Origin of the sequence: Actinomyces ihuae (assembly GCF_001457875.1) — a bacterium.
Classification (GTDB): domain Bacteria; phylum Actinomycetota; class Actinomycetes; order Actinomycetales; family Actinomycetaceae; genus Pauljensenia; species Pauljensenia radingae_A.
This window is the reverse complement of sequence record NZ_CZPX01000004.1, coordinates 627,177-647,833: the sequence shown is the minus strand read 5'-3', so window position 1 is coordinate 647,833 and position 20,657 is coordinate 627,177. Positions and strand designations below refer to the sequence as shown.

Annotated in this window: 15 protein-coding genes; 4 read left to right on the top strand and 11 right to left on the bottom strand. The window is 59.2% G+C overall.

Annotated elements, in window-relative coordinates; genetic code table 11:
* Positions 1-8: 8 nt before the first annotated feature.
* The 11 genes from ffh to BN3002_RS04020 all read right to left on the bottom strand — a co-directional run bounded on the left by ffh (position 9) and on the right by BN3002_RS04020 (position 15,839).
* Entirely contained in the window at positions 9-1,601 is a 1,593-nt protein-coding gene (ffh, locus tag BN3002_RS04070; protein WP_058236708.1) for a signal recognition particle protein, read from the bottom strand.
* Between the two features lie 66 nt (positions 1,602-1,667).
* The gene (gene ftsY / locus BN3002_RS04065) at positions 1,668-2,822 is read right to left on the bottom strand and encodes a signal recognition particle-docking protein FtsY (protein ID WP_058236707.1); all 1,155 of its coding nucleotides are present in this window, start codon (positions 2,820-2,822) and stop codon (positions 1,668-1,670) included.
* 18 nt (positions 2,823-2,840) lie between these two features.
* Positions 2,841-3,209, bottom strand: a complete 369-nt coding sequence (locus BN3002_RS04060) for a hypothetical protein (RefSeq protein WP_070727205.1) — start codon at positions 3,207-3,209, stop codon at positions 2,841-2,843.
* 76 nt (positions 3,210-3,285) lie between these two features.
* Positions 3,286-6,807 (bottom strand): chromosome segregation protein SMC, encoded by a 3,522-nt coding sequence (smc, locus tag BN3002_RS04055; protein WP_058236705.1) that lies wholly within the window; start codon positions 6,805-6,807, stop codon positions 3,286-3,288.
* Positions 6,808-6,833: 26 nt separating this feature from the next.
* Positions 6,834-7,301, bottom strand: a complete 468-nt coding sequence (gene ndk, locus BN3002_RS04050; protein ID WP_058236704.1) for a nucleoside-diphosphate kinase — start codon at positions 7,299-7,301, stop codon at positions 6,834-6,836.
* Between the two features lie 79 nt (positions 7,302-7,380).
* Positions 7,381-8,091, bottom strand: coding sequence for a dihydroxyacetone kinase phosphoryl donor subunit DhaM (gene dhaM / locus BN3002_RS04045; protein WP_058236703.1), 711 nt, complete (start codon positions 8,089-8,091; stop codon positions 7,381-7,383).
* Complete coding sequence (gene dhaL / locus BN3002_RS04040; RefSeq protein ID WP_058236702.1) at positions 8,088-8,741, bottom strand: dihydroxyacetone kinase subunit DhaL; 654 nt, start codon at positions 8,739-8,741, stop codon at positions 8,088-8,090. Before dhaL ends, dhaM begins: the two co-directional genes overlap by 4 nt.
* Positions 8,742-8,755: 14 nt before the next feature.
* Positions 8,756-9,748, bottom strand: coding sequence for a dihydroxyacetone kinase subunit DhaK (gene dhaK, locus BN3002_RS04035; protein WP_058236903.1), 993 nt, complete (start codon positions 9,746-9,748; stop codon positions 8,756-8,758).
* A gap of 86 nt (positions 9,749-9,834) precedes the next feature.
* Complete coding sequence (locus BN3002_RS04030) at positions 9,835-11,499, bottom strand: glutamate ligase domain-containing protein (RefSeq protein ID WP_058236701.1); 1,665 nt, start codon at positions 11,497-11,499, stop codon at positions 9,835-9,837.
* A 16-nt stretch (positions 11,500-11,515) separates the two neighbouring features.
* Complete coding sequence (ileS, locus tag BN3002_RS04025) at positions 11,516-14,770, bottom strand: isoleucine--tRNA ligase (protein ID WP_058236700.1); 3,255 nt, start codon at positions 14,768-14,770, stop codon at positions 11,516-11,518.
* A gap of 289 nt (positions 14,771-15,059) precedes the next feature.
* Positions 15,060-15,839 carry an SDR family oxidoreductase gene (locus tag BN3002_RS04020; protein WP_058236699.1) on the bottom strand — a complete coding sequence of 260 codons (780 nt, stop codon included), beginning with the start codon at positions 15,837-15,839 and terminating at the stop codon, positions 15,060-15,062.
* A gap of 487 nt (positions 15,840-16,326) precedes the next feature.
* Here BN3002_RS04020 and BN3002_RS04015 point away from each other — a divergent pair, with 487 nt between their 5' ends.
* From BN3002_RS04015 to BN3002_RS04000, 4 genes are all read left to right on the top strand, one after another.
* Complete coding sequence (locus tag BN3002_RS04015) at positions 16,327-16,635, top strand: hypothetical protein (RefSeq protein WP_154955698.1); 309 nt, start codon at positions 16,327-16,329, stop codon at positions 16,633-16,635.
* Between the two features lie 80 nt (positions 16,636-16,715).
* Positions 16,716-17,813, top strand: a complete 1,098-nt coding sequence (locus tag BN3002_RS04010; protein WP_058236697.1) for a GntR family transcriptional regulator — start codon at positions 16,716-16,718, stop codon at positions 17,811-17,813.
* A 121-nt stretch (positions 17,814-17,934) separates the two neighbouring features.
* Positions 17,935-19,473 (top strand): glycoside hydrolase family 76 protein, encoded by a 1,539-nt coding sequence (locus tag BN3002_RS04005; RefSeq protein ID WP_058236696.1) that lies wholly within the window; start codon positions 17,935-17,937, stop codon positions 19,471-19,473.
* Positions 19,474-19,556: 83 nt separating this feature from the next.
* The gene (locus BN3002_RS04000; protein ID WP_058236695.1) at positions 19,557-20,642 is read left to right on the top strand and encodes a substrate-binding domain-containing protein; all 1,086 of its coding nucleotides are present in this window, start codon (positions 19,557-19,559) and stop codon (positions 20,640-20,642) included.
* Positions 20,643-20,657 lie beyond the last annotated feature (15 nt).

Genomic DNA, 20,657 nt, shown 5'->3' with positions numbered 1-20,657 from the left:
GATATCCGTCAGAATCCGTTGAGCATGCGCTGAATATCCTCGGGGAGTTGGTCCATAGAGGGGCGCTGGGCAGCGCCCTGGCCCTGACCAATGCCGAATGCGCTACCCGACGAGGACGCATTGTTCCTGCGTTCACTGGCTGGAAGCATTGCTTCGAGTTCCTGCTGGCGACGCTTAGCTGGGTTTCCTGAACGCGCCTTCTTCTTTACGCGCGCACGCTGAGCCTTGGCACGGCGTGCATCTTCACGCTGTTTGGCGCGGCCACCATGTCCCGGCATATTCCCCATTCCGGGGAAGCCGCCGGCAGCGCCCATTTGACCCATCATCTCGCGGGCTGCTTCGAAGCGCTTGACCAGTGCGTTGACTTCCGTCACCGTGGTACCTGAACCGCGGGCAATACGGGCACGGCGCGATCCGTTGAGAATCTTGACGTCGTTGCGTTCGGCGGGCGTCATGGAACGGACGATTGCTTCGACACGGTTGACTTCTGACTCATCGAAGTTGGCGAGCTGGTCCTTCATCTGCGCCATTCCCGGAATCATTCCCAGAACCTTGCGCATGGATCCGAGTTTGCGGACCTGCTGGAGCTGGTTGAGGAAGTCTTCGAGGGTGAGCTGGCCACTCATGGCCTTCTCAGCGACCTTCTCGGCTTCCTCCTGATCCATCTTCTTTTCGGCCTGCTCGATCAGGGTCAGAACGTCACCCATATCAAGAATTCGGCCGGCCATGCGGTCTGCGTGGAATCGTTCAAAATCGTCAAGGCCTTCGCCCGTTGAGGCAAAGAGGATCGGCGCACCGGTCACGCCGCGTACGGACAGCGCAGCGCCGCCTCGGGCATCGCCGTCAAGTTTCGACAAGACGACACCGGTAAAGCCGACGCCATCCCTGAACGCGGTCGATGTCTGCACGGCATCCTGGCCAACCATTGCGTCCAGGACGAACATGATTTCGTGCGGATTGACGGCGTCACGAATCGCGATTGCCTGATCCATCATTTCCCGGTCAACACCGAGGCGCCCAGCGGTATCGACGATTGCCACGTCGAAACCATTGTTGATGGCGTAGTTGACGCCGGTTCGCGCCACGTAGACAGGATCACCGACTCCGTTCCCCGGCTCCGGAGCCCAGACCTTGACTCCGGCACGCTCGCCCAGAACTTGCAGCTGCTGGACGGCATTTGGGCGCTGAAGGTCCGATGCAATCAGCATGACCTTCTTGCCTTCTTCCGTCAGCCACTTGCCGAGCTTGCCGGCAAGGGTTGTCTTACCGGCACCCTGAAGGCCGGCCAGCATGAACACGGTCGGCCCCCGGTCAGCGAAGTGGAGTTCACGCGTTTCGCCGCCGAGGGTTTCGACCAGCTGGTCGCGCACGATACGCACAACCTGCTGACTGGGGTTCAGACCCTGTGAGCGGGTCGCTCCGTAAGCGCGTTCACGCACTGCGGCGGTAAATTCGCGGACGACAGGAAGGGCAACGTCAGCGTCAATCAGGGCGCGTCGGATCTGACTGACTGTTTCATCAACGTCAGATTCGCTGAGAATACCGTGCCCGCGAAGTTGTTTGAACGATTCAGTGAGACGATCTGACAGGTTGGAGAACACTGGATCCCTTCCTTCTCCGATGTGGACGCAATGGTCTTACACTAGCGCACCCACGGCGCCGTGTGCTTACGTGGCAGGCTGTCCCACAATTGCCTGAATGAATGACTCGGCATCGAAGGGCGCCAGATCGTCGACGCCCTCTCCCAGCCCCACCAGCTTGACAGGAACTCCGAGTTCCCTTTGGACCGACACCACGATTCCGCCCTTTGCGGTGCCATCCAGCTTCGTCAGGACGATTCCTGTCACTCCAGCCACTTCTGCGAAAATTTCCGCCTGGCGCATACCGTTTTGGCCGGTCGTCGCATCGAGGACCAGGAGGACCTCGTCAACGGGACTGACACGTTCCATGACGCGCTTGACTTTCCCGAGCTCATCCATCAGACCTGACTTGTTCTGCAGTCGGCCCGCCGTGTCCACAATCACGACGTCAACGCCGTCGTCGACACCGCGGTGTACGGCATCAAAAGCGACGGATGCGGGATCGGCGCCTTCACGGTCGGATCGGACCACGTCAACCCCCACGCGGTTGCCCCACGTCTCCAGCTGGTCAGCCGCTGCGGCGCGGAATGTATCAGCAGCACCGAGCAGGACTGTCTTGTCCTGTGCAACAAGCAACCGGGCCAGTTTGCCAATCGTCGTCGTCTTACCTGTTCCATTGACGCCGATCACCAGCACAGACGCACTGACCTTGGTGCCGTTTTCATCAATGTGCGGCTCGCAATGCAGGGAACGATCCATAGTCGGGTCGACCAGTGCCAGAAGCTCTTCGCGTACAATCGTGCGGGCTGACTCGGCATCTGAATGTCCCTCAACCTTGACGCGGGTGCGCAGCCGCTCCATGAGTTCTTCGGTGGCCGGCAATCCCAGGTCGGCCATCAGAAGTGAATCTTCGATCTCTTCCCAGTCTGCCGCGTTGAGCTGCGCGCGCGAGAGAACTGAAAGGAGCGCATGTCCGATAGCGCCAGACTGCGCGAGGCGTCCGCGCAGACGCTGCATGCGGGAGGGAACGGATTCAGGGGTTTCGGTACGCGGTTGCGTCTCAACGTCAGGAGCCGCAGTGGTCTGACCGCTCTCAATAGTGGGTGTGCGGCGTTCTTCAAGTTCGGGGCTGGACTGTCGTCCTCGTACGCCCCACCAGATTCCCACGCCCACAAGGGCAACGAGAACCAACAGGCATACCAGACCGATCGGACTTGTCACAAAATCGGTGAAAGTGTTCATAGTCCTATCATGGCCTATTTAATGCGTGAGTTGCATTTTACGCACGCGTCCGCGCCGCGATGCAGCCTCCATGCGTGTGGCCGCCTCTTCGACACGTACTGCTGCATCCTCGAGGCGTTCATATCCAGGCAGGTCGGTCGCATCGACATACGCCGAGCCGTCTCGCCCATTGCTCCGGAGCATCGTGTCCAGGCTGACAAGCTGAGGATCGATATCCGCGTCCTCATCTGTTCGCGCCGGGTCAGCCCAGCGTTTCGACTGGTCTTTCCAAAGAGACTGCCATGATTGGGCGCCTCGGCGTGACAAGGCCAAGCTTGCCAGGACGCCTCCTGCCAGAGCCACAACAACCAACGTTGTCAGCACGATGACCACAAGAGAACCAAACATGTCTTCATTGTCATGTGTGACGCCAGCGAGAGCCACAGTAAACGCCGCACATGCTCAATTTGTTATCTGTGATCTCCTAAGCATCTGCCAGGCGCTGCGAGACGACGGTTGTGACCCCGTCACGCATCGTCACGCCGTAGAGCGCATCAGCGATTTCCATCGTGCGTTTCTGGTGGGTGATAACAATCAGCTGGCTTTCTTCCTGCAGCTCCCGGAAGATTTCGAGCAATCGCGTCAGGTTCACATCGTCGAGGGCGGCCTCAACCTCGTCCATGACATAGAACGGTGAGGGACGCGCCTTGAAGATGGCGATGAGGAATGCCAGAGCTGCCAGGGAGCGTTCTCCGCCGGACAGCAGTGACAGGCGCTTGACCTTCTTGCCCGCCGGCCTGGCTTCGATCTCGATGCCCGTTGTCAGCATCGAATCTGGATCCGTCAGCGTCAGGTTGCCCTCGCCGTTGGGGAAAAGGACCTCGAAGGTGTGGGCAAACTGTTCGCGCGTGTCGTTAAACGCGGTGGTGAATGCGTCTTCGACCAGGCGATCGACGTCGTCAATGATATGCAGCAAATCGGCTTTCGACGATTTCAGATCATTGACCTGGGAAACCAGGAATTCGTGGCGCTTGGACAGTGCTTCGTGTTCCTCCAGTGCCAGTGGGTTCACGCGGCCAAGTTTTGCCAGGTCACGTTCAGCAGCCGCCAGTGCCTTTTCCTGTTCGGGGCGCGAAAAGGCAGTCGGGTCGCCCTCGCCTGAAAAATCCGGCACGAGGTTATGGGGGCCGAATTCTTCGATGAGCTGGTCAGCTTCCAGGCTGAGTTCCTCCATCGACCGGGCGGTCGCCTGTTCCAAGCGCATCATGGTCTGTGCACGTGCGATTTCGTCCTGGTGTGCCAGGCCGGTGATCTCGGCAATTTCAGCATTGACGGCATCGAGCGCGGCGCGCAATTCGATGCGCTCATGGCTTGACTGCTGACGCAGTGATTCAGCTTCGGCGCGCAGGTGTTCCCAGTGCTCAACGATTCGAGCGGCAACGTCCACGCCGTACTGAGCCTGTTCGGCAACGCGTTGGGCAATGAGCAGCTTGCGCCGGCGCTGGTCCTCACGTTGGGCGTATCGGCTGCGCTCCTCACGGCTGCGCGCTGCTGCCTGCCTGAGAGCTCGAGCCCTTCCTCCGCTTTGTCTCGACCGTTCTTCATTGGTGCGAAGTTCCAGACGCGTGGCCGTCTCATGTTCGCGAGCTTCGCGGGCTATGCGCGCGGCTTCGCCTGCTCTCTGTTGAGCCGGCTCAGCGTCGGGAGCCGGTTCCATGTCTTTGGAGGTGCTCAGCCGCTCGTCGGCGGTATCCACCTGGCTGCGTGCCCATTGAACATGCTCGGCGACTTTACGTGCGGTCGCCTCGCACCTTTGTGTCTCTGCCTGAGCAGCCTTGGCTGCCGACTGGGCGCGCGCGTATGCTTCAGCGAGCTTTGCGCGCTGCGAGTCCTGGGCACGCAAGGCTTTGAGCGCTTCGTTGGCAGCGCGGATCGCCTGATCGAGTACCTTATTTGCGTGAACCAGCTGTTCAGAGGCCTTCTGTTCGTCATCGAGGGCGTGGCGCGCTCCCTCAACGGCCTGTTCGTACTGAGCGCGCACACTCAACACCGAGGAAGTGGAGTGGCCAGATCCGATCAGTGACTCCCCCGTGACAACATCACCGTTGGACGTGACCACTGTTCGAACGTCGGGATGCTCCAGCAAGTCCTGCACTTCGTCGAGATCCCGGCACACGACGACGCTTTCGAGCAGCTTCGTGACGCTGCGCGAAACCGAGTGCGCGTGGGTGATGACGTCCAGCGCCCAGCGCGCTCCAGACGGAAGGGGACCACGTGGCTGCGGTTCCACCTCGTTATTGCCGTCGCCGTCACCGGCGCGCATCATGCGCATCTGTCCTTGTTGGTGTTCGCGGGCGTGACGCAGGCAGTCTATTCCGTTCGCCGTTCCGTCGACGATCGCGGCATCAGCCAGTGGGAACAGTGCTGCGGCAATGGCATCTTCCCAGCCCGGCTCAATGGTCAAGGCTTCAGGGACCGTTCCGAGGACACCGGAGCGGCCTGCCAATGTCGAAGTTGCGTCGTCGGGTGCGAGCTGCTCAGCCAACGTGTCACGGCGCGACTCCCACCTGGCTCGCTCGGCGCGTGCTTCCCGCTCACGCGCCACCAAAGCGTCAACCTGACTTCGGGCTTCATCGCGTTTGACGGAAGCCTGCGAGTGGTTGCGCGCAGCAGTGTCTTCGCTACCCTCGCCATCGGGAGCAGGCGTCTTTCGGAGGGCTTTCTCGGCTTCCTCCTGACGTTTGCGCGCGGCGCGCACCAGTTCTTCTGCTCGATTTTCCTCAGCTTCGGCAGCTACGAGGCGTGAGCGCGCAGATTCGACGTCGCCTGTCAGACGTGCGATCTTCTCACGTCGATCCGCTATCTGGCGCGTGATGCCGGACAGCGTCCCGTGGGCTTCTTCATCACGCTGCTCCGCCTCCTCACGAGCACTGATAGCCTCCTGCAGGCGCCGTCGGCACTCTTCTACTGTGCGCAGAAGCTCGGCGTCCTCGGCACTGGCCTCATCGGCACGCCTGTCCAGTTCGTCAGGATCGTCACCGGAGGGCGCATCAAGTGGACGTTCGAGGGAGGCAATCTTGTCGCGGGCCATCAGAACTGTTGCGCGCAAGGACTCCCCGATCGCAGTGAGGTCACGCCAAGCGGTATTCGCCTCAGTCAAACGCGGATCGGCTTCGCGTTCGCGCTGTTCACAAAGTTGAATACTTTCTGTCAGCTCGCGCGCGTGAACACGCAATTCCTGAGTCTTCTGGGTACGCACCTGGTCGGATTCGTCGTGCGCATTCAGGCGGTCGCGAAGGTCAACGATCTCATCTGCAATCAGGCGTGCCTTTGCGTCACGAACACGAGCCTGTATCGATTGTGCACGGCGGGCCGTTGCAGCCTGGCGTGCCAGTGGGCCAAGCTGGCGGTGGATTTCCTGCGTGAGGTCGAGGACCCTCACCAGATTCTGATCCATTTGCTCAAGCTTGCGCAGGGCGCGTTCCTTACGTCGGCGATGCTTGAGAACACCGGCGGCTTCTTCGATGAAACCTCGACGTTCCTCAGGTGTTGACGAAAGGATCTGATCGAGTTGTCCCTGACCCACGATGACATGCATCTGCCTGCCCATACCCGTGTCGGACAGGAGTTCCTGAACATCGAGCAGGCGCGCTGGGGTGCCGTTGATGGCATACTCTGATCCCCCACCGCGGAACAATGTGCGCGAGATCGTCACTTCTGAGTAGTCGATGGGCAGGGCCCGATCGGTGTTGTCGATGGTCAGATCAACTTGAGCACGCCCCAACGGTGCTCGCGAGGATGTTCCGGCGAAGATGATGTCCGCCATCTGTCCACCGCGCAACGTTTTGGCACCTTGTTCGCCCATGACCCAGGCAAGAGCATCGACGACGTTCGATTTGCCCGACCCGTTCGGGCCGACTACACACGTGATGCCGGGTTCTAAACGCAGCGTTGTCGCCGAAGCAAAGGATTTAAAGCCTCGTAACGTTAAATTTTTCAGGTGCACGTCTTTAAGAATACGTAAAAAGGCAGTTAAGCGTGCATTGCATCGTCGGCAAGCTCCGGGAACCACAGGGCAATCTCGCGTTGGGCAGAGTGCGGCGAATCTGATCCGTGCACGATATTTTCCGCGGTTGCGCGTCCCCACGCGCGGCCCAAGTCGCCACGGATTGTTCCTGGCTCGGCGTCAGTCGGGTCGGTTGAGCCGATTAGTCGGCGCACTCCGTCGACAACGCGTGTCCCTTCGACAACGGCAGCCACGAGCGGTCCAGACGACATGAATTCGATCAATGCAGGGTAGAAATGGCGATGGCGGTGTTCATGGTAATGTTCCTGAAGCAATTCTTCAGAGGCTTGCTGAACTTTCAGACCAACCAGCTTGTATCCCTTTGATTCAATCCGTCGCAGCACTTCGCCTGTCAATCCTCGCCTGTATCCATCAGGCTTGACCAGCACCAGTGTGCGTTCATGGGAGCCGTCTGTGCGTTCGTGTGCCGACATAGCATTCCCCCTCGTAGATGATCGTGCACTTCATGCAGCCTTTCGGCCACTAGGTCAAAAGACCTACATTATTATGCAGTCACTCTTCGAGCTTGTCGACCAGTGCATCTATTGCTTCCTGTGCCTGCGGTCCTGTGGCACGCAGCTGCACAATGTCACCCTGACGCACTCCCAGCGCCATCACTTCCAACGCTGACCCTGCATCGGCTCCGTTGACGAATACTTCTGCATCGAATGAGCCAGCTAAGCGAGCCAACAATGCAGCCGGACGCGCATGGAGCCCTACCGGGTCGGCCACTCGCGCAGTTGCCGTCACAACGTGGTCAGCGGTGTCTTCGTTTTCGTGAATCACGACGCGTCCCACCGGGGAGGCGGCAGAACGCGGCGTGTCAGGAGCGCCAGCCCGTTCAGCTGCGGCGCGCACCTCACTGCGACTACTGCCTGATTGCGCACTGATCGCAGCAGCAATGGTGCCTTCAACGAGTGGAGCATGCGCGTGTTCCAACGCCTCGAAGTCTTCCATTTCCTGGACGGATTCCACGGTCAGATCTGCTGAGCCCATGTCGGTCAGACACACGACGCCTGCACCGTCATGGCCGGTCTCGATTGCTCCGAGTGCGCGGGTAATCGCAGAGGCAACCTTGTCGTAGGAGGTGCCCAGCGAGCCGTCCTGCATTCCCCCCGCGCATTCGATGTGCACGTCGGGTGCCATCTGCTCTGCTACTTCCCGCACGCCCCTCGCCAGGAGGTCACTGTGGGACACGATTACGAGGGCGACTCTTGAGCTCATCGGTTATCCACCGACTTTGCGCCCTTAGCCGCAGCTCGAATAATCATCGCTGAGGAGGCGGCTCCAGGATCGCGGTGGCCTACTGAGCGCGGCCCCAGATATGATGCGCGCCCCTTCGTGGCCTGCATGTCGATCGTGGCTTCAACGCCTTCTTCGGCAGCGCGCGCGGCGGCCTCGAGAATCTCGCAGATCGGGCGCTCCACTTTGGCAGCATCATGAGCGGCGCGAGCGGCCGGTGCCCACGCATCGACCATCGTCTTTTCGCCTTCTTCTGCCTTGCCTCGGGCCTGGATGCCTTCCAATGCTGCGTCGAACATGGCCACCACGTCCCGGGCGGAGATTTCCTGTCCTGTCAGTGCCTGTGATGCGCGCAGGAACGCTGTGCCATACAGTGGGCCGGCAGCTCCGCCAACCGTGGACATCAGGGTCTTCGCAACTGTTTTGAGCAGGGCCGCTGCAGCTTCGTGCGCATGGTCATCGGACTCCATCGCGTCGCGAACGGCACTGAAACCGCGATCCATATTCTCACCGTGGTCGCCATCCCCGATGTGTCGATCCAGGTCAATCAGATATTCTCTGTTGTCTGCGATCGTGTGCACAGCAGTCATCATCCATTCGCGGATCCACTGCTCGTTTAGCGTCTCACTCATCTATGCTCCTGATGTCATTTCCAGGCCGGCGTGCATACGGGAGCATCGAAAAGCTCCACGATGTCGTTGTCCGCCCGTAATAGGGTAACCGAAACACCCGGCATTTCCAGTGACGTCACGTAGTCACCGACAAGGCTGCGTGCCAGATTGATTCCGTCACGCTGCAGCAATTCGGCCACGTGACGGTACACAATGTACAGCTCGCTGAGCGGGGTTCCGCCCATGCCGTTGACCAGCGCAATCACGGATTCGCCTGCTTCGAGGGCCAGATCGGAGCGAACCTTGTCGTAAAGTTCCTCAGTCAGCGTGTCCGCAGTTTCCATCTGACCGCGCCGGTATCCCGGTTCGCCGTGGATTCCGATCCCCAGTTCAATCTCGTTGTCACCCAGTTCAAAGGACGGGCGTCCTGCATGTGGCACGGTGCAGGGCCCCAGTGCCAATCCCATCGATCGGACATTGTCGATCACGTGCTGAGCGATGCGGGTGACAGTGTCCAGATCGTCTCCGCGTTCGGCTGCTGCGCCAGCGATCTTCTCCACTAGAACCGTGCCTGCCACGCCCCGTCGTCCGGCTGTATAAAGCGAGTCCTCCACTGCGACATCATCATTGACGGTAACGGTGGCAACGTCGATGTCGTCCATCTGCACCAGTTCGGCAGCGGTTTCAAAGTTGAGGACATCGCCCGTGTAGTTCTTGACGATGAACAGCACGCCCGCTCCGCGTTCGACAGCCAATGCGGCCTGCGCGATCGGGTCAGGTGTCGGTGACGTGAACACGGCACCGGGCACAGCGGCATCCAGCATGCCTTTCCCAACGTATCCCGCATGTAATGGTTCGTGGCCCGACCCACCACCAGAGACGATGGCAACCTTCCCCTGATCCTTCGCCTGTGCACGAGTGACATAGGCTGGATTCGTATGGACGGTGACGAGGTCGGCGTACACACCACCGAAGCCTTGCAGAGCCTGCTCAACTACTTGATGAACGTCGTTGACCAGTTTTTTCACCAGTGCCTCCTTGAACCAATCAATCTCACATCCATGGTGCCATCCTTCATGGATTTTAACCACGGAAACGGCGACACTCGTGGAAGTCAGCGGCCGTTAGCCTGGGAGACGATCTGCGTGGCCTGCCCTGCCAGTACAATCGAGCCGAACACGATGACGGCCACATTTTCACCCGGCTCAGCGCGTGTTTCCACACGGGTGGCAGCTTCCGCTATTGCTTCGGCGATGTCAGGAATCCGACTCACCCTCGTATCATCGAAGACATCCTCAGCAATGGCCTGCACGTCGTCGAGTTCCATCGCCCGCTCAGAATCCATCTGGGTGACGATCAGCTCGTCCATCACGGGTTCAACTTCGCCGAGCATCGTGTCCACGTCCTTATCCGCCATCGCCGCGAACACGCCGACCACGTGAGCCAGACCGAGATCGTCGATGGCGGCGCGAACGGTACGCGCACCTGCCGGGTTGTGGGCTCCATCCACGATGATCATGGGTGAGCGTCGCACGACCTGCAGCCTGCCCGGTGATGTCACTGCACCGAATGCCTGCTCGACCACCTGCGCGTCCAATGCGCGCTCACCGATGAACGCTTCCACACCTGCCAAAGCGGCCGCGGCATTGTGCGCCTGGTGCTCGCCATGAAGGGGAAGGAAAATATCGGTGTACATCGCATGCGGAGTGCGCAGTGACATGAGCTGCCCGCCTACTGCCCTTTCACGAGTCACGACCTCAAAGTCTGTGCCCTCCACCAGGAGGCGCGCACCCACCTGGTCGGCGCGCTCGCGCAGAATCTCGAGCACCTCGTCACGCTGGTGGGCAACAACAGTGATCTGGCCGGGTTTGATGATGCCGGCCTTTTCATGGGCAATGTCCGTGACCGTCTTGCCCAGCCACTTTTGGTGATCAACGTCGATCGGCATAATGACACCGACCTGACCGTCCACCACGTTGGTGGAATCCCACGTGCCTCCCATACCGACTTCCACCACAGCCGCGTCGACCGGATAGTCTGCGAATGCAGCCAACGCCATGACAGTGAAAACTTCGAAGAACGACAGTGTCGGGCCACCCTGCTCGATCGAGCTGTGGTCAACCATGTCGATATAGGGCTGCACATCGTGGTAGGCATCAATGAAGGCCCGGTGCGAGATGGGCTCACCGTCCAGGCAGATGCGTTCGCGAACGTCCAGCAGGTGCGGCGACGTGAAACGGCCCGTGCGCAGGCCCAGCGCTCCCAGCAGAGCATCCATCATGCGTGCAGTTGTCGTTTTGCCGTTCGTGCCCGTGATATGCACGCTCGGGTAAGACGTGTGGGGATCGCCCAGAATATCCATCACGCTCCGCACGCGCTCCAGGCTGGGTTGGACTTTGTGTTCCGGGGCGCGCGCCACAATTGATTCGTAGATGCGTGCCACTTCCGCGCGTTCCTGGGCAGCCTGCTGCGCGTCGTCGAGCATGCGTTCGTGATCTTCTTCGTCCGAGGGTGTCCCGTCCTCGTCCTCATCTGATTCGATTTCAGCCAGGATCGACGGATCGGGTCCGAGCAGGAGCGAATTCTCTACCAGTGCACGCAATGCCTCGGTTCGTTCCCGGTCTGCCCGATCCGCCGCTTCTTCGGCTTCCTGACGAGCCTGTTCGGCCTGACGGTCTGCCTCAGATGGCTCATCTGCAGCCTCAAGGTAGGGCAGCAAATCCGCAGGAATGCCGCTGGGTTCCTCGTCGGAGCCAAAGAAGGCGGGATGGTCACTCATGGAACAGGGTTCTCCTTCAGTTATCTGCGTGCACGCTGACGTGCGCTGCCAGCGTATCGCCTGGAACGATGGAAACGGACAGCGACAGTGTTTCGTGCGCGATCATGTCTCGATGCGTTTCCGCATCCGCCACGTGTTCCTCTGGCACGGTCAGCTCCAGGTCGATGCGGTCTGAAATATTCAGATCCTCTCGCTTGCGCTCGTCCTGTACGATGCGGATGACGTCGCGCGCGTATCCCTCGGCAGCAAGTTCGGCGGTGATGTCCGTGTCGAGGACGACCACTGTGCCGTCAGCCAGAACGGATGCAACCTCACCTTCTGATGCTTCGACGGTAGTCGACACAGAGAACTGTCCCTCGCCCAGTTGAACGGGCTGCCCGCCCACCTCGACGTTGGGGAACGTCACAGTCTGACCTGATTCGTCCAGCTCCCACTGCCCCTGCTTGTGGGCTGCGAAAAGCTGAGAGGTGACCTTACGGACCTCGGGGGCGAATTCGCGAGGATTCAATGCCAGTTGCGTCGTCACTTTCAGACCCGAGTGATCCGGATCCACTAAAGTGACGTTCTTGACGTTCACTTCACTGGCAATGAGAGAAGCGAAGGGTTCAAGGGAGGGCGCCGCCTCCGAGACGACGGAAAGCTGACGCAGAGGCTGGCGCACGCGCAGATTATGCGTCTTGCGCAATGCGTGAGCACCTGATACGGCCTGACGCACTGCATCCATCACGGCGACCAGTTCGTCGTTGCGCACTGCCTCGGGCATTGTCGGCCAGTCCTGCAAGTGGACCGATTCTCCACCTGTGAGTGCCCGCCAGATTTCCTCGGTCAGCAGGGGCAACAACGGGGCGGTAACCTCGCACAGGGTCACCAGGGCTGATGACAATGTGTCACATGCGCGCGCATCTTCATCCCAGAAGCGCTGACGCTGAGTGCGCACATACCAGTTCGTCAGAACATCCATATGATCCTGAACCAGTGAACACGCCGTGCCGATATCGTACGCATCCAAAGCGGTGTGAACAGCGTCAGCCAGTGACTGGGTGCGTGCCAGCAGGTAGCGATCCATGACGTCGAGGCCGTCAAGCACTTTCGGATCGTCCAAGGCCAGCGGCTCAGCCACATATCCATTGCCATGATCGGACGCACCTGCGTACAGGGCGAGGAAGTGGTAGGCATTCCACAGGGGAAGCAGGATCTGGCGCACCGTGTCGCGGATGCCACCCTCGTGAACAATGAGGTTGCCGCCGCGCACAACCGGTGAGCTCATGAGGAACCACCGCATCGCGTCGGACCCGTACTCATCGAAGACGCGGTTGACGTCCGGGAAGTTGCGCAAGGACTTGCTCATCTTACGGCCATCGTCGCCCAGCACGATTCCGTGGGAGACGCAGTGCGTGAATGCGGGCCGGTCAAACAGTGCGGTGGCCAGAACATGAAGTGTGTAGAACCAGCCGCGGGTCTGCCCGATGTACTCGACAATAAAGTCGCCCGGGTAGTGGCTTTCGAACCAGTCGCGGTTTTCAAACGGGTAGTGCACCTGGGCGTACGGCATGGAGCCCGACTCGAACCAGCAGTCGAACACATCGCTGATGCGGTGCATTGTGGATGTGCCGGTCGGGTCGTCGGGGTTTGGTCGTGTCAGCGTGTCGATGAATGGGCGGTGCAGATCGGTGACCTCGACCCCAAAATCAGCTTCGAGGTCCGCAATCGAGCCGTAGACGTCAACGCGGGGGTATTCCGGATTATCTGAGACCCACACGGGGATCGGCGCACCCCAGAAGCGGTTACGCGAAATGGACCAGTCGCGGGCGCCGGCCAGCCAGTTTCCGAAGATCCCGTCCTTGGTGTGCTCAGGTACCCATGTGATCTGCTGGTTGAGCTCCGCCATTCGGTCACGGAAAGCACTGACCTTGACGAACCATGAACTGACCGCCTTGTAGATCAACGGTTTACGGCAGCGCCAGCAGTGTGGGTAGGAATGGGTGAATGAGGATTGACGCACCATCTTCGCACGCACCTCTTCAGGGCGACGTGCGATGGGCCCTGATTGTTCGCGCAGGTGAGCCAGCACGAGTTTGTTCGCGTCGAACACCTGCACGCCTTCGTAGTCGGGCACCTCAAAGGTGAAGCATCCTGCCTCATCGACAGGGACGACAGGCCTGATGCCGACTTCCTGACAGGCGATCATGTCGTCTTCACCAAATGCCGGTGCTGTGTGCACCAGGCCGGTGCCGTCCTCAGTGGTGACGAAGTCGCCAGCGATGATGGTCCATGCGTTCGGTCCGGGCGTCTGGCCTTCAGCGCGGCGTTCATCGGTATCGAAGTAGTCAAAAATCGGTGCATAGCGCCGTCCGACCAGCTCAGAGCCAGGATAGGTGGCTTCGATCGTCGGACCTTCGCCCAGTTCCTTGCTGTAGGACGCCAGCAAGTCATGCGCGATGATGACGCGTTCACCCGCCAGTTCGCCTTCCTGAGGAACAACCGTAACGTATTCGATGTCCGGCCCAACAGTGATGGCGAGATTGGAAGGCAGTGTCCACGGGGTTGTTGTCCAGATCAGGGCCAGCTCGCCGCTTTCCATGCGTAAGCCGACGGTGACTGACTGGTCGGTGCGGTCCTGATAGACGTCGTCATCCATCTTCAGTTCGTGGTTCGACAGCGGGGTGCGATCGTGCCAGCAGTACGGCAGCACGCGGTATCCCTCATATGCCAAACCCTTGTCATACAGCGTCTTGAACGCCCACAGCACCGATTCCATGTAGGTGATGTCAAGAGTCTTGTAGTCGTCGTCGAAGTCGACCCAGCGTGCCTGGCGCGTCACGTAGTCCTGCCATTCATCCGTGTAGCGCAGGACGGAGGATCGGCATTCAGCGTTGAACTTTTCGATGCCCAGTCCGCCTGGTTTGGTGATTTCGGAGACGTCGTCGATACCGAGCAGGCGCTGTGCTTCCAGTTCGGCGGGCAGGCCGTGTGTATCCCATCCGAAGCGTCGCTCCACGCGATGCCCCAGCATCGTCTGGTAGCGGCCGACGATGTCCTTGATATAGCCGGTCAACAGGTGGCCGTAGTGTGGCAGGCCGTTGGCAAAGGGCGGACCATCATAGAAGACGAATTCATTGTCGCCGCGATTGCCCGCAGCACGCTCATTGACGGACTTGGCGAAAATATCGTGCTCATCCCAGTACTTGAGAGTCGCCTCTTCCATATCTGGGAAAGAGGGGTTACCGGTTGGATGGGTGTTCCCGTTCAGAGGGTAATGTCCCTGCGCCATGATGGTCCTCGTTTCGTCTCCTGCGTAGCAATACAGGGACGGATCCTGGCGTCGCCAGCTTCCGCGGTACCACCCCGTTTGACGCTCGCGCTCCGTTATCAGGATCCCCGAGCGACCACTCGTTTGGGGCTGTGTCGGGCCCACCCGTCCGGTTCTACTGAAGGCCGAAGCCTCGTTCTTCCAGAAGACTCCCCGCTGATATCCCGGAATTTCCGGGTCGGATCATCGCCACTGCCAATAGTAGCCGACTTGAGGCGCAAGGCTCATGCGCGTCCATGTGGCGTTTGCCCTAATTCGACCCGTCTGTTTCGCGGGCGACAAGCGTATTGCTGGCTTGGGCGCGTGGGCGGATAATCATCGAATCGATGTTGACATGCGAGGGCCTGGTCAGGGTCCATACAATCGCATCTGCAATGTCAGCAGCTGTCAGTGGCTCCGCGACGCCCTCGTACACCGAATCGGCGGCTTCCTGTGACTCCAGGCGACGCAGGGAGAATTCCTCCGTTTTGACCATGCCAGGTGCGATCTCAATGATCCGTACCGGCTCGCCTACTAATTCAATGCGCAGAGTATTGGCAATGATACGTTCGGCGTGTTTGGCGGCCACATATCCTCCCCCGCCGGGATAGGTGTCATGGGCGGCTGTCGATGTCAGGAAGACGATGTCGCCGCCGCGCTGACGCATCTGTGGCAGCAGTGCCCGGGTCAGTTGCAGCGTGGTCTTCACATTGATGTCGAACATGTGCTGCCACTTGTCCACAACGGCGTCAGCGATCGTTTCAACCCCTCTGGCCCCTCCAGCACAATTGACGAGGGCATCCACCGCACCTTTCTCGTCAGCGAACCTGGCCAGAGCGTCAACCTGGCCTTCATCCACCAGGTCTGCAGCGAAGGGAATGCATCCGCATTCGTGTGCAAGATCTTTCAGACGGTCACCGCGTCTGGCAACAGCAATGATCTCCCAGTTACGGTCACGAAGCTGGCGAACTGTTTCCTGTCCGATGCCACTGGATGCGCCCGTCACGATTGCGCGGCGCGCGGGCCGGCCTGCAGATGGTGAAGTTGTCATAACTCCATTATGGTCTCTCTGGACGCGAAACGAGGTCCGATGGCATCGCGTCAAGTCAGTGAGCGGGCCACTGTGCGTGCCTGTTACACGGGGTACGTTGTTTAGGCGGTCATCAACACCCTGGCTCCCCTGCTCTTTGTCATCTTTAACGAGTAGCTCGATACTTCCGTCGCACAACTGGGAATCCTGTCATCGTTTAACTTCTGCATCCAATTGCTCATTGATTTCATCGCGATGTTCATCGTGGACAAGGTCGGCTACAGGCCGCCTATGGTATGCGCCCACACGGCAGCGACGGTCGGCCTTGTGCTACTGGCGGTACTCCCCCAGGTTGCGTCCGATCCGTACGACAGCTCTCATCTCGCTTATCGGCACGCAGTAGTAGTCACTGCTGCCACTGCTGTGGGCGGTCATTCCTGCCGTGAATCTTCTGCTCTTCCTGCGTGTCCCCTTGCCGCCCACTGTGGCCGATGAGGATCGCACACCCGTGAAATCACTACTCGGGATGCCCGCTTTCCTCATTGCGCTGGTGTTGATGATGACCGGCGGAGCTGCTGAACTGACGATGGTGCAGTGGTCTTCCTTCTTTGCCGAGCAAGGCGTCGGTGTGCCCAAAGGGACATTAGCCTCGTCCGGTTTCTTCGAGCCGGTCGCGCGGATTTTACCTGACGATGGCGGGTCAGGACTGCGTGCTGCCCTTTTGATCAGTGCAGTCGTACCCCTGGTATTCGCTCTATGTGTCCCGTTGGTTGCGCCTCGCGAATGGCCTGTTCGCAGCGGCAGTGAGCTAGAATAGAGCCAACCTTCAAAGGGTCTTCCTGTAGCTCGCTATACTGAATAAGAATACTTTTTAGAATCAACGGGATAGGACGCTCCGTGAGTGCTTTATATCAACGGGTCTACGATGACATTCGGAACCGCATCGTCCGTGGTGATCTGAAGATCGGCTCACGCCTTCCCCGCGAGGCTCAGCTGCGCGAACACTATTCCGTCAGTTCCATCACCATTCGCCGCGCACTGGACATGCTGCGCGAGGACGGCTTCATCACGCGTCAGCCTCGCATCGGGACCACGGTCGTGTCGAATACTCCAACCCGTCCTCGCGAAGGGCAGAAAGAACCGCTGATCGGCCTGATTGTCACGAATTTCGACGAAGCGTTCGGTGCGCATATTCTGACCGGAGCATTTGAGGCGTCTTTTGGGACCGCGAATCTGATCGTCAAATTGACGCGAGGCGAGGCTGGCCGCGAAACCGAAGCGATTCAATCAGTGATCCGGGCCGGCGTGCAGGGCATTATCCTGATGCCGCTCATTTCCGAGATGATCAATCCGGTTGTCCTCAAGCTTATCGGAGAGCATTTCCCGTTAACGATCCTTGACCGCCATTACCAGACGATTCCGGTGGCTGCGGTGAGTTCGGACCACGAGGCAGGCGCTATTACTGCAACGGAGTATCTCTTTGATGCAGGTCACCGCCATGTTGCCATTATCGGTGCGCCGCGAACAGTTACATCCAATGCCGATCGCCACTCCGGCTGGGTTAAGGCACACGCACTGCGCCATATCAGCTTGGATCAGTCACTGTCCTATCACGAGATTCGTTCGACCACACCGGGCACGAACGTGTCGGTGGAAGACGATCAGGTCCAGCTGCGCGCCTTTATTGAGCAGCACCCGGAAGTCACTGCGTTCGTCGCGTGCGAATACAATATTGCGCTTATCCTGCGTGACACCCTCGACGACATGAGTCTGCGTATTCCCGAGGATAAGTCCATTATCTGCTTTGATCACCGTCCAGCGGGTTTCGACCACACGCTGTCACACTTCACGCATATGAAGCAGGAGCAGGAGGAACTGGGCCGACTGGCTGTTGAAACGACGATCCAGCAGATTCGCGAAGGTGCATCCACAGAGAAGATATCTTTACCGTTGACGCTGGTGGAAGGCGAGACAGTCGCTCACTTGAACGACTAATTCTCAACGCGGCAATTTTGCCGACGCCCTTGACATGCCGCAGGATCAGTGTCACTGTATATTGTACATATTTCGATCAATCATCATGATCTCCAAATACGCATTGATTCGAGGATGAACAATGAGAATACGCAAGATCGCCCGCTTCCTGACGGCACCGATTATCGCAGCGCTTCTCGCCGTTTTCTGCGTGAGTGCGCCTACGCAGGCTGCGCCGTCAATCCCCGACAAGGCCACGAAAATGTGGAACGCCTTTGTCGACAAATACTGGGATCCAGAAGCCCAGTACTTCTATACCTATTCAGACCACCACGTTCACGCCGGACACCATGCCGGCCCCAGGAACGGTCTGTACACCGATTACTGGTGGGAAGCTCAGCTGTGGAACACCGTGATGGATCGTTACGAGCGGGTGGGCGATGACCAGTCGCGACAGATGATTGATCAGGTCTTTGACGGCTGGCGAGCCTTCTACCCTGACTTTTCACGCAACGATTTCAACGACGACATGGGCTGGTGGGCACAGGGCGCCCTCCGCGCATGGAAACTCACCGGTGATGACAAATATCTGACAGAAGCCGTATCGATCTTCGACTTCATCTCACAGTTCGAAGATGACCATTTCGGAGGCGGCATCTGGTGGAAGAACACCAATGTCGGCAACCCCTACCGCAATGAGAAGAACGTTGCAACCAATGGAACGGCTGCCTGGATTGCAGCTGAACTGTACATGGCCACTGGTGACAGCGCGTACAAGGACACTGCACAGCGTCTGATCGCTTTCCTTGAAGAAATCTTCTTTAACGGCGGACACCTGAAAGACAACATCAAAGAGGACGGCGTCGTCAACTCCTGGGACTTCACCTACAACAACGGCGCTTTTGCTGGAGCGGCTACCCGCCTGTACCAGATCACCAATGATGAAAAATACCTCAACGAGGCTCGCGCAGCATTTGACTGGGCAATCGAGAATCTGACCATTGGCGGCATCTTCACCGGCGAGCGGGGCGGCGACGGCCAGGCGTTCAAGGCGATTTTCACCCGCCACCTGCGGGACTACATCAACGTCACCGGCGATGACTCCTATGAGAACTTCCTCAGTGTCAACGCCAGGGCCGCGGCTCAAAACACTGGCCTGAACTCGATCGGATGGACAGACTGGGCCTTCAAGGCTCCCCTGCTCACCACGGAAGCACGCGCGTCAGTGAGCGCCGCATCTGCAGTGTCCATCGTCCATCAAGCGCAACCTGGTTTCACTCACGTTCCGTTTCCTGAAGTCGGCACAGTTGAAATCGAAAACGGCGCCCACGATGGCATCGACACTGAGGCCAATGGTGAATACACAGGCCGCGGCTACCTGGCCGGGTGGAACTCGGTCGACACATCAGCCACAGTTGCCTTCCAGTCGAAGTGGGGCGGACTGCACCGCCTGAATATTCGCTATGCAGCAGGAAATGGCGACGCTGCGCGAGCCGTTCTGGTCAACGGTTTCCCCGCTGTCAGTGCACAGATGCCTGCCACCGACGGATGGCAGGACTGGCAGACCGTGTCAATCCCCGTACTGCTGGTACCCGGGACAAATACTGTCGAGCTGAAGTTTGATCGGCTCGTTGCAACGAACTATGCCAACATCGACTCGATCACGATCGAGAAGGGCTAGTCAACGCAAAATTACGGCAGGCTGGTGACGGCGCTCTTCGCGCGTCACTGGCCTGTCACCTTTCGTGAAGGGAGCGCGCAGCAGTGCTGTATCAACGCGTCTATGACGATCTACGGGCCGCAATTGAAAGCGGAGAGATTCCCATAGGTTCCACGCTTCCACGAGAATCGGCGCTGCGCGACAAGTACGAAGTTTCCTCCATTACGATTCGGCGCGCTCTCAGCATGCTTCGAGATGATGGCTTTGTTCGTCGACGCCCGCGCGTCGGCACGACGGTCATCGCACAATCACCTCAGCAGGTCTCCCCCGCCACCAAAGATCCCGTCGTGGCTCTCATTATGACCAGCTTCAACGATGCATTCGGCACCCGCATTGTCGAGGGTGTCCTCGACCGCGCTCAGGACAGTGCGCACATCATGTTGATGCGGACCGGCGGCGACACCAAGAAAGAGCGCGAGGCGATTAAACGCGCGCTGGGCGCAGGAGCCCGTGGCCTGATCCTGCTGCCATCCAGCTCGCAGATGATTGATTCATCGGTACTCAAACTTGTCAGCGCCGAATATCCGCTGACCATCATCGACCGACGCTACGACTCGATTCCTGTAGCCGCAGTCACATCGGATCACATGAATGCCGGCATCCAGGCCACCACATGTCTGATTGAAGCCGGGCACCGCCACATAGCTCTCTTTGGTGCCAGCAGGTCACTGACCTCGAATGCCGACCGTCACCACGGGTGGGTGGCTGCCCATGCTATCAACGATGTCGCTTTGGATGAATCGCTCGCATGCGATCAGATCACGTCCACGACGCCAGGCAACGCAGGAACACGGAAGGACGATATCAAGCGTATCGGGTCGTTCCTTCGCGACCACCCTGAAGTCACATCTGCGGTTGCATGTGAATTCGCTATCGCGGTGCTCCTTGAAGAAGCGTTAGCCAACCTCGGCAAGTCCATTCCCCGCGACCTGTCGCTCGTGTGCTTTGACGAGCAACCTTCCGAAACTCTGGGCTCCACGCTACAGCTGACACACATTGCTCAGCAGCAAGAAGCGATCGGGGCGCGCGCGCTGGATGTGACGTTGCAGCAAATCGATGGCGGGGCAACTGCTGACAAGATTGTGCTCCCTACCACTCTCGTACCGGGTGACTCTGTTCGTCCGATCTAATTGAACCGGCGCCAC

Excerpts from the sequence above, each read along its gene's own strand:
- ftsY (WP_058236707.1), bottom strand. The coding sequence starts at position 2,822 with ATGAACACTTTCACCGATTTTGTGACAAGTCCGATCGGTCTGGTATGC.
- BN3002_RS04060 (WP_070727205.1), bottom strand. The coding sequence starts at position 3,209 with ATGTTTGGTTCTCTTGTGGTCATCGTGCTGACAACGTTGGTTGTTGTG.
- ndk (WP_058236704.1), bottom strand. The coding sequence starts at position 7,301 with ATGTCGGCACACGAACGCACAGACGGCTCCCATGAACGCACACTGGTG.
- dhaM (WP_058236703.1), bottom strand. The coding sequence starts at position 8,091 with ATGAGCTCAAGAGTCGCCCTCGTAATCGTGTCCCACAGTGACCTCCTG.
- dhaL (WP_058236702.1), bottom strand. The coding sequence starts at position 8,741 with ATGAGTGAGACGCTAAACGAGCAGTGGATCCGCGAATGGATGATGACT.
- BN3002_RS04030 (WP_058236701.1), bottom strand. The coding sequence starts at position 11,499 with ATGAGTGACCATCCCGCCTTCTTTGGCTCCGACGAGGAACCCAGCGGC.
- ileS (WP_058236700.1), bottom strand. The coding sequence starts at position 14,770 with ATGGCGCAGGGACATTACCCTCTGAACGGGAACACCCATCCAACCGGT.
- BN3002_RS04020 (WP_058236699.1), bottom strand. The coding sequence starts at position 15,839 with ATGACAACTTCACCATCTGCAGGCCGGCCCGCGCGCCGCGCAATCGTG.
- BN3002_RS04005 (WP_058236696.1), top strand. The coding sequence starts at position 17,935 with ATGAGAATACGCAAGATCGCCCGCTTCCTGACGGCACCGATTATCGCA.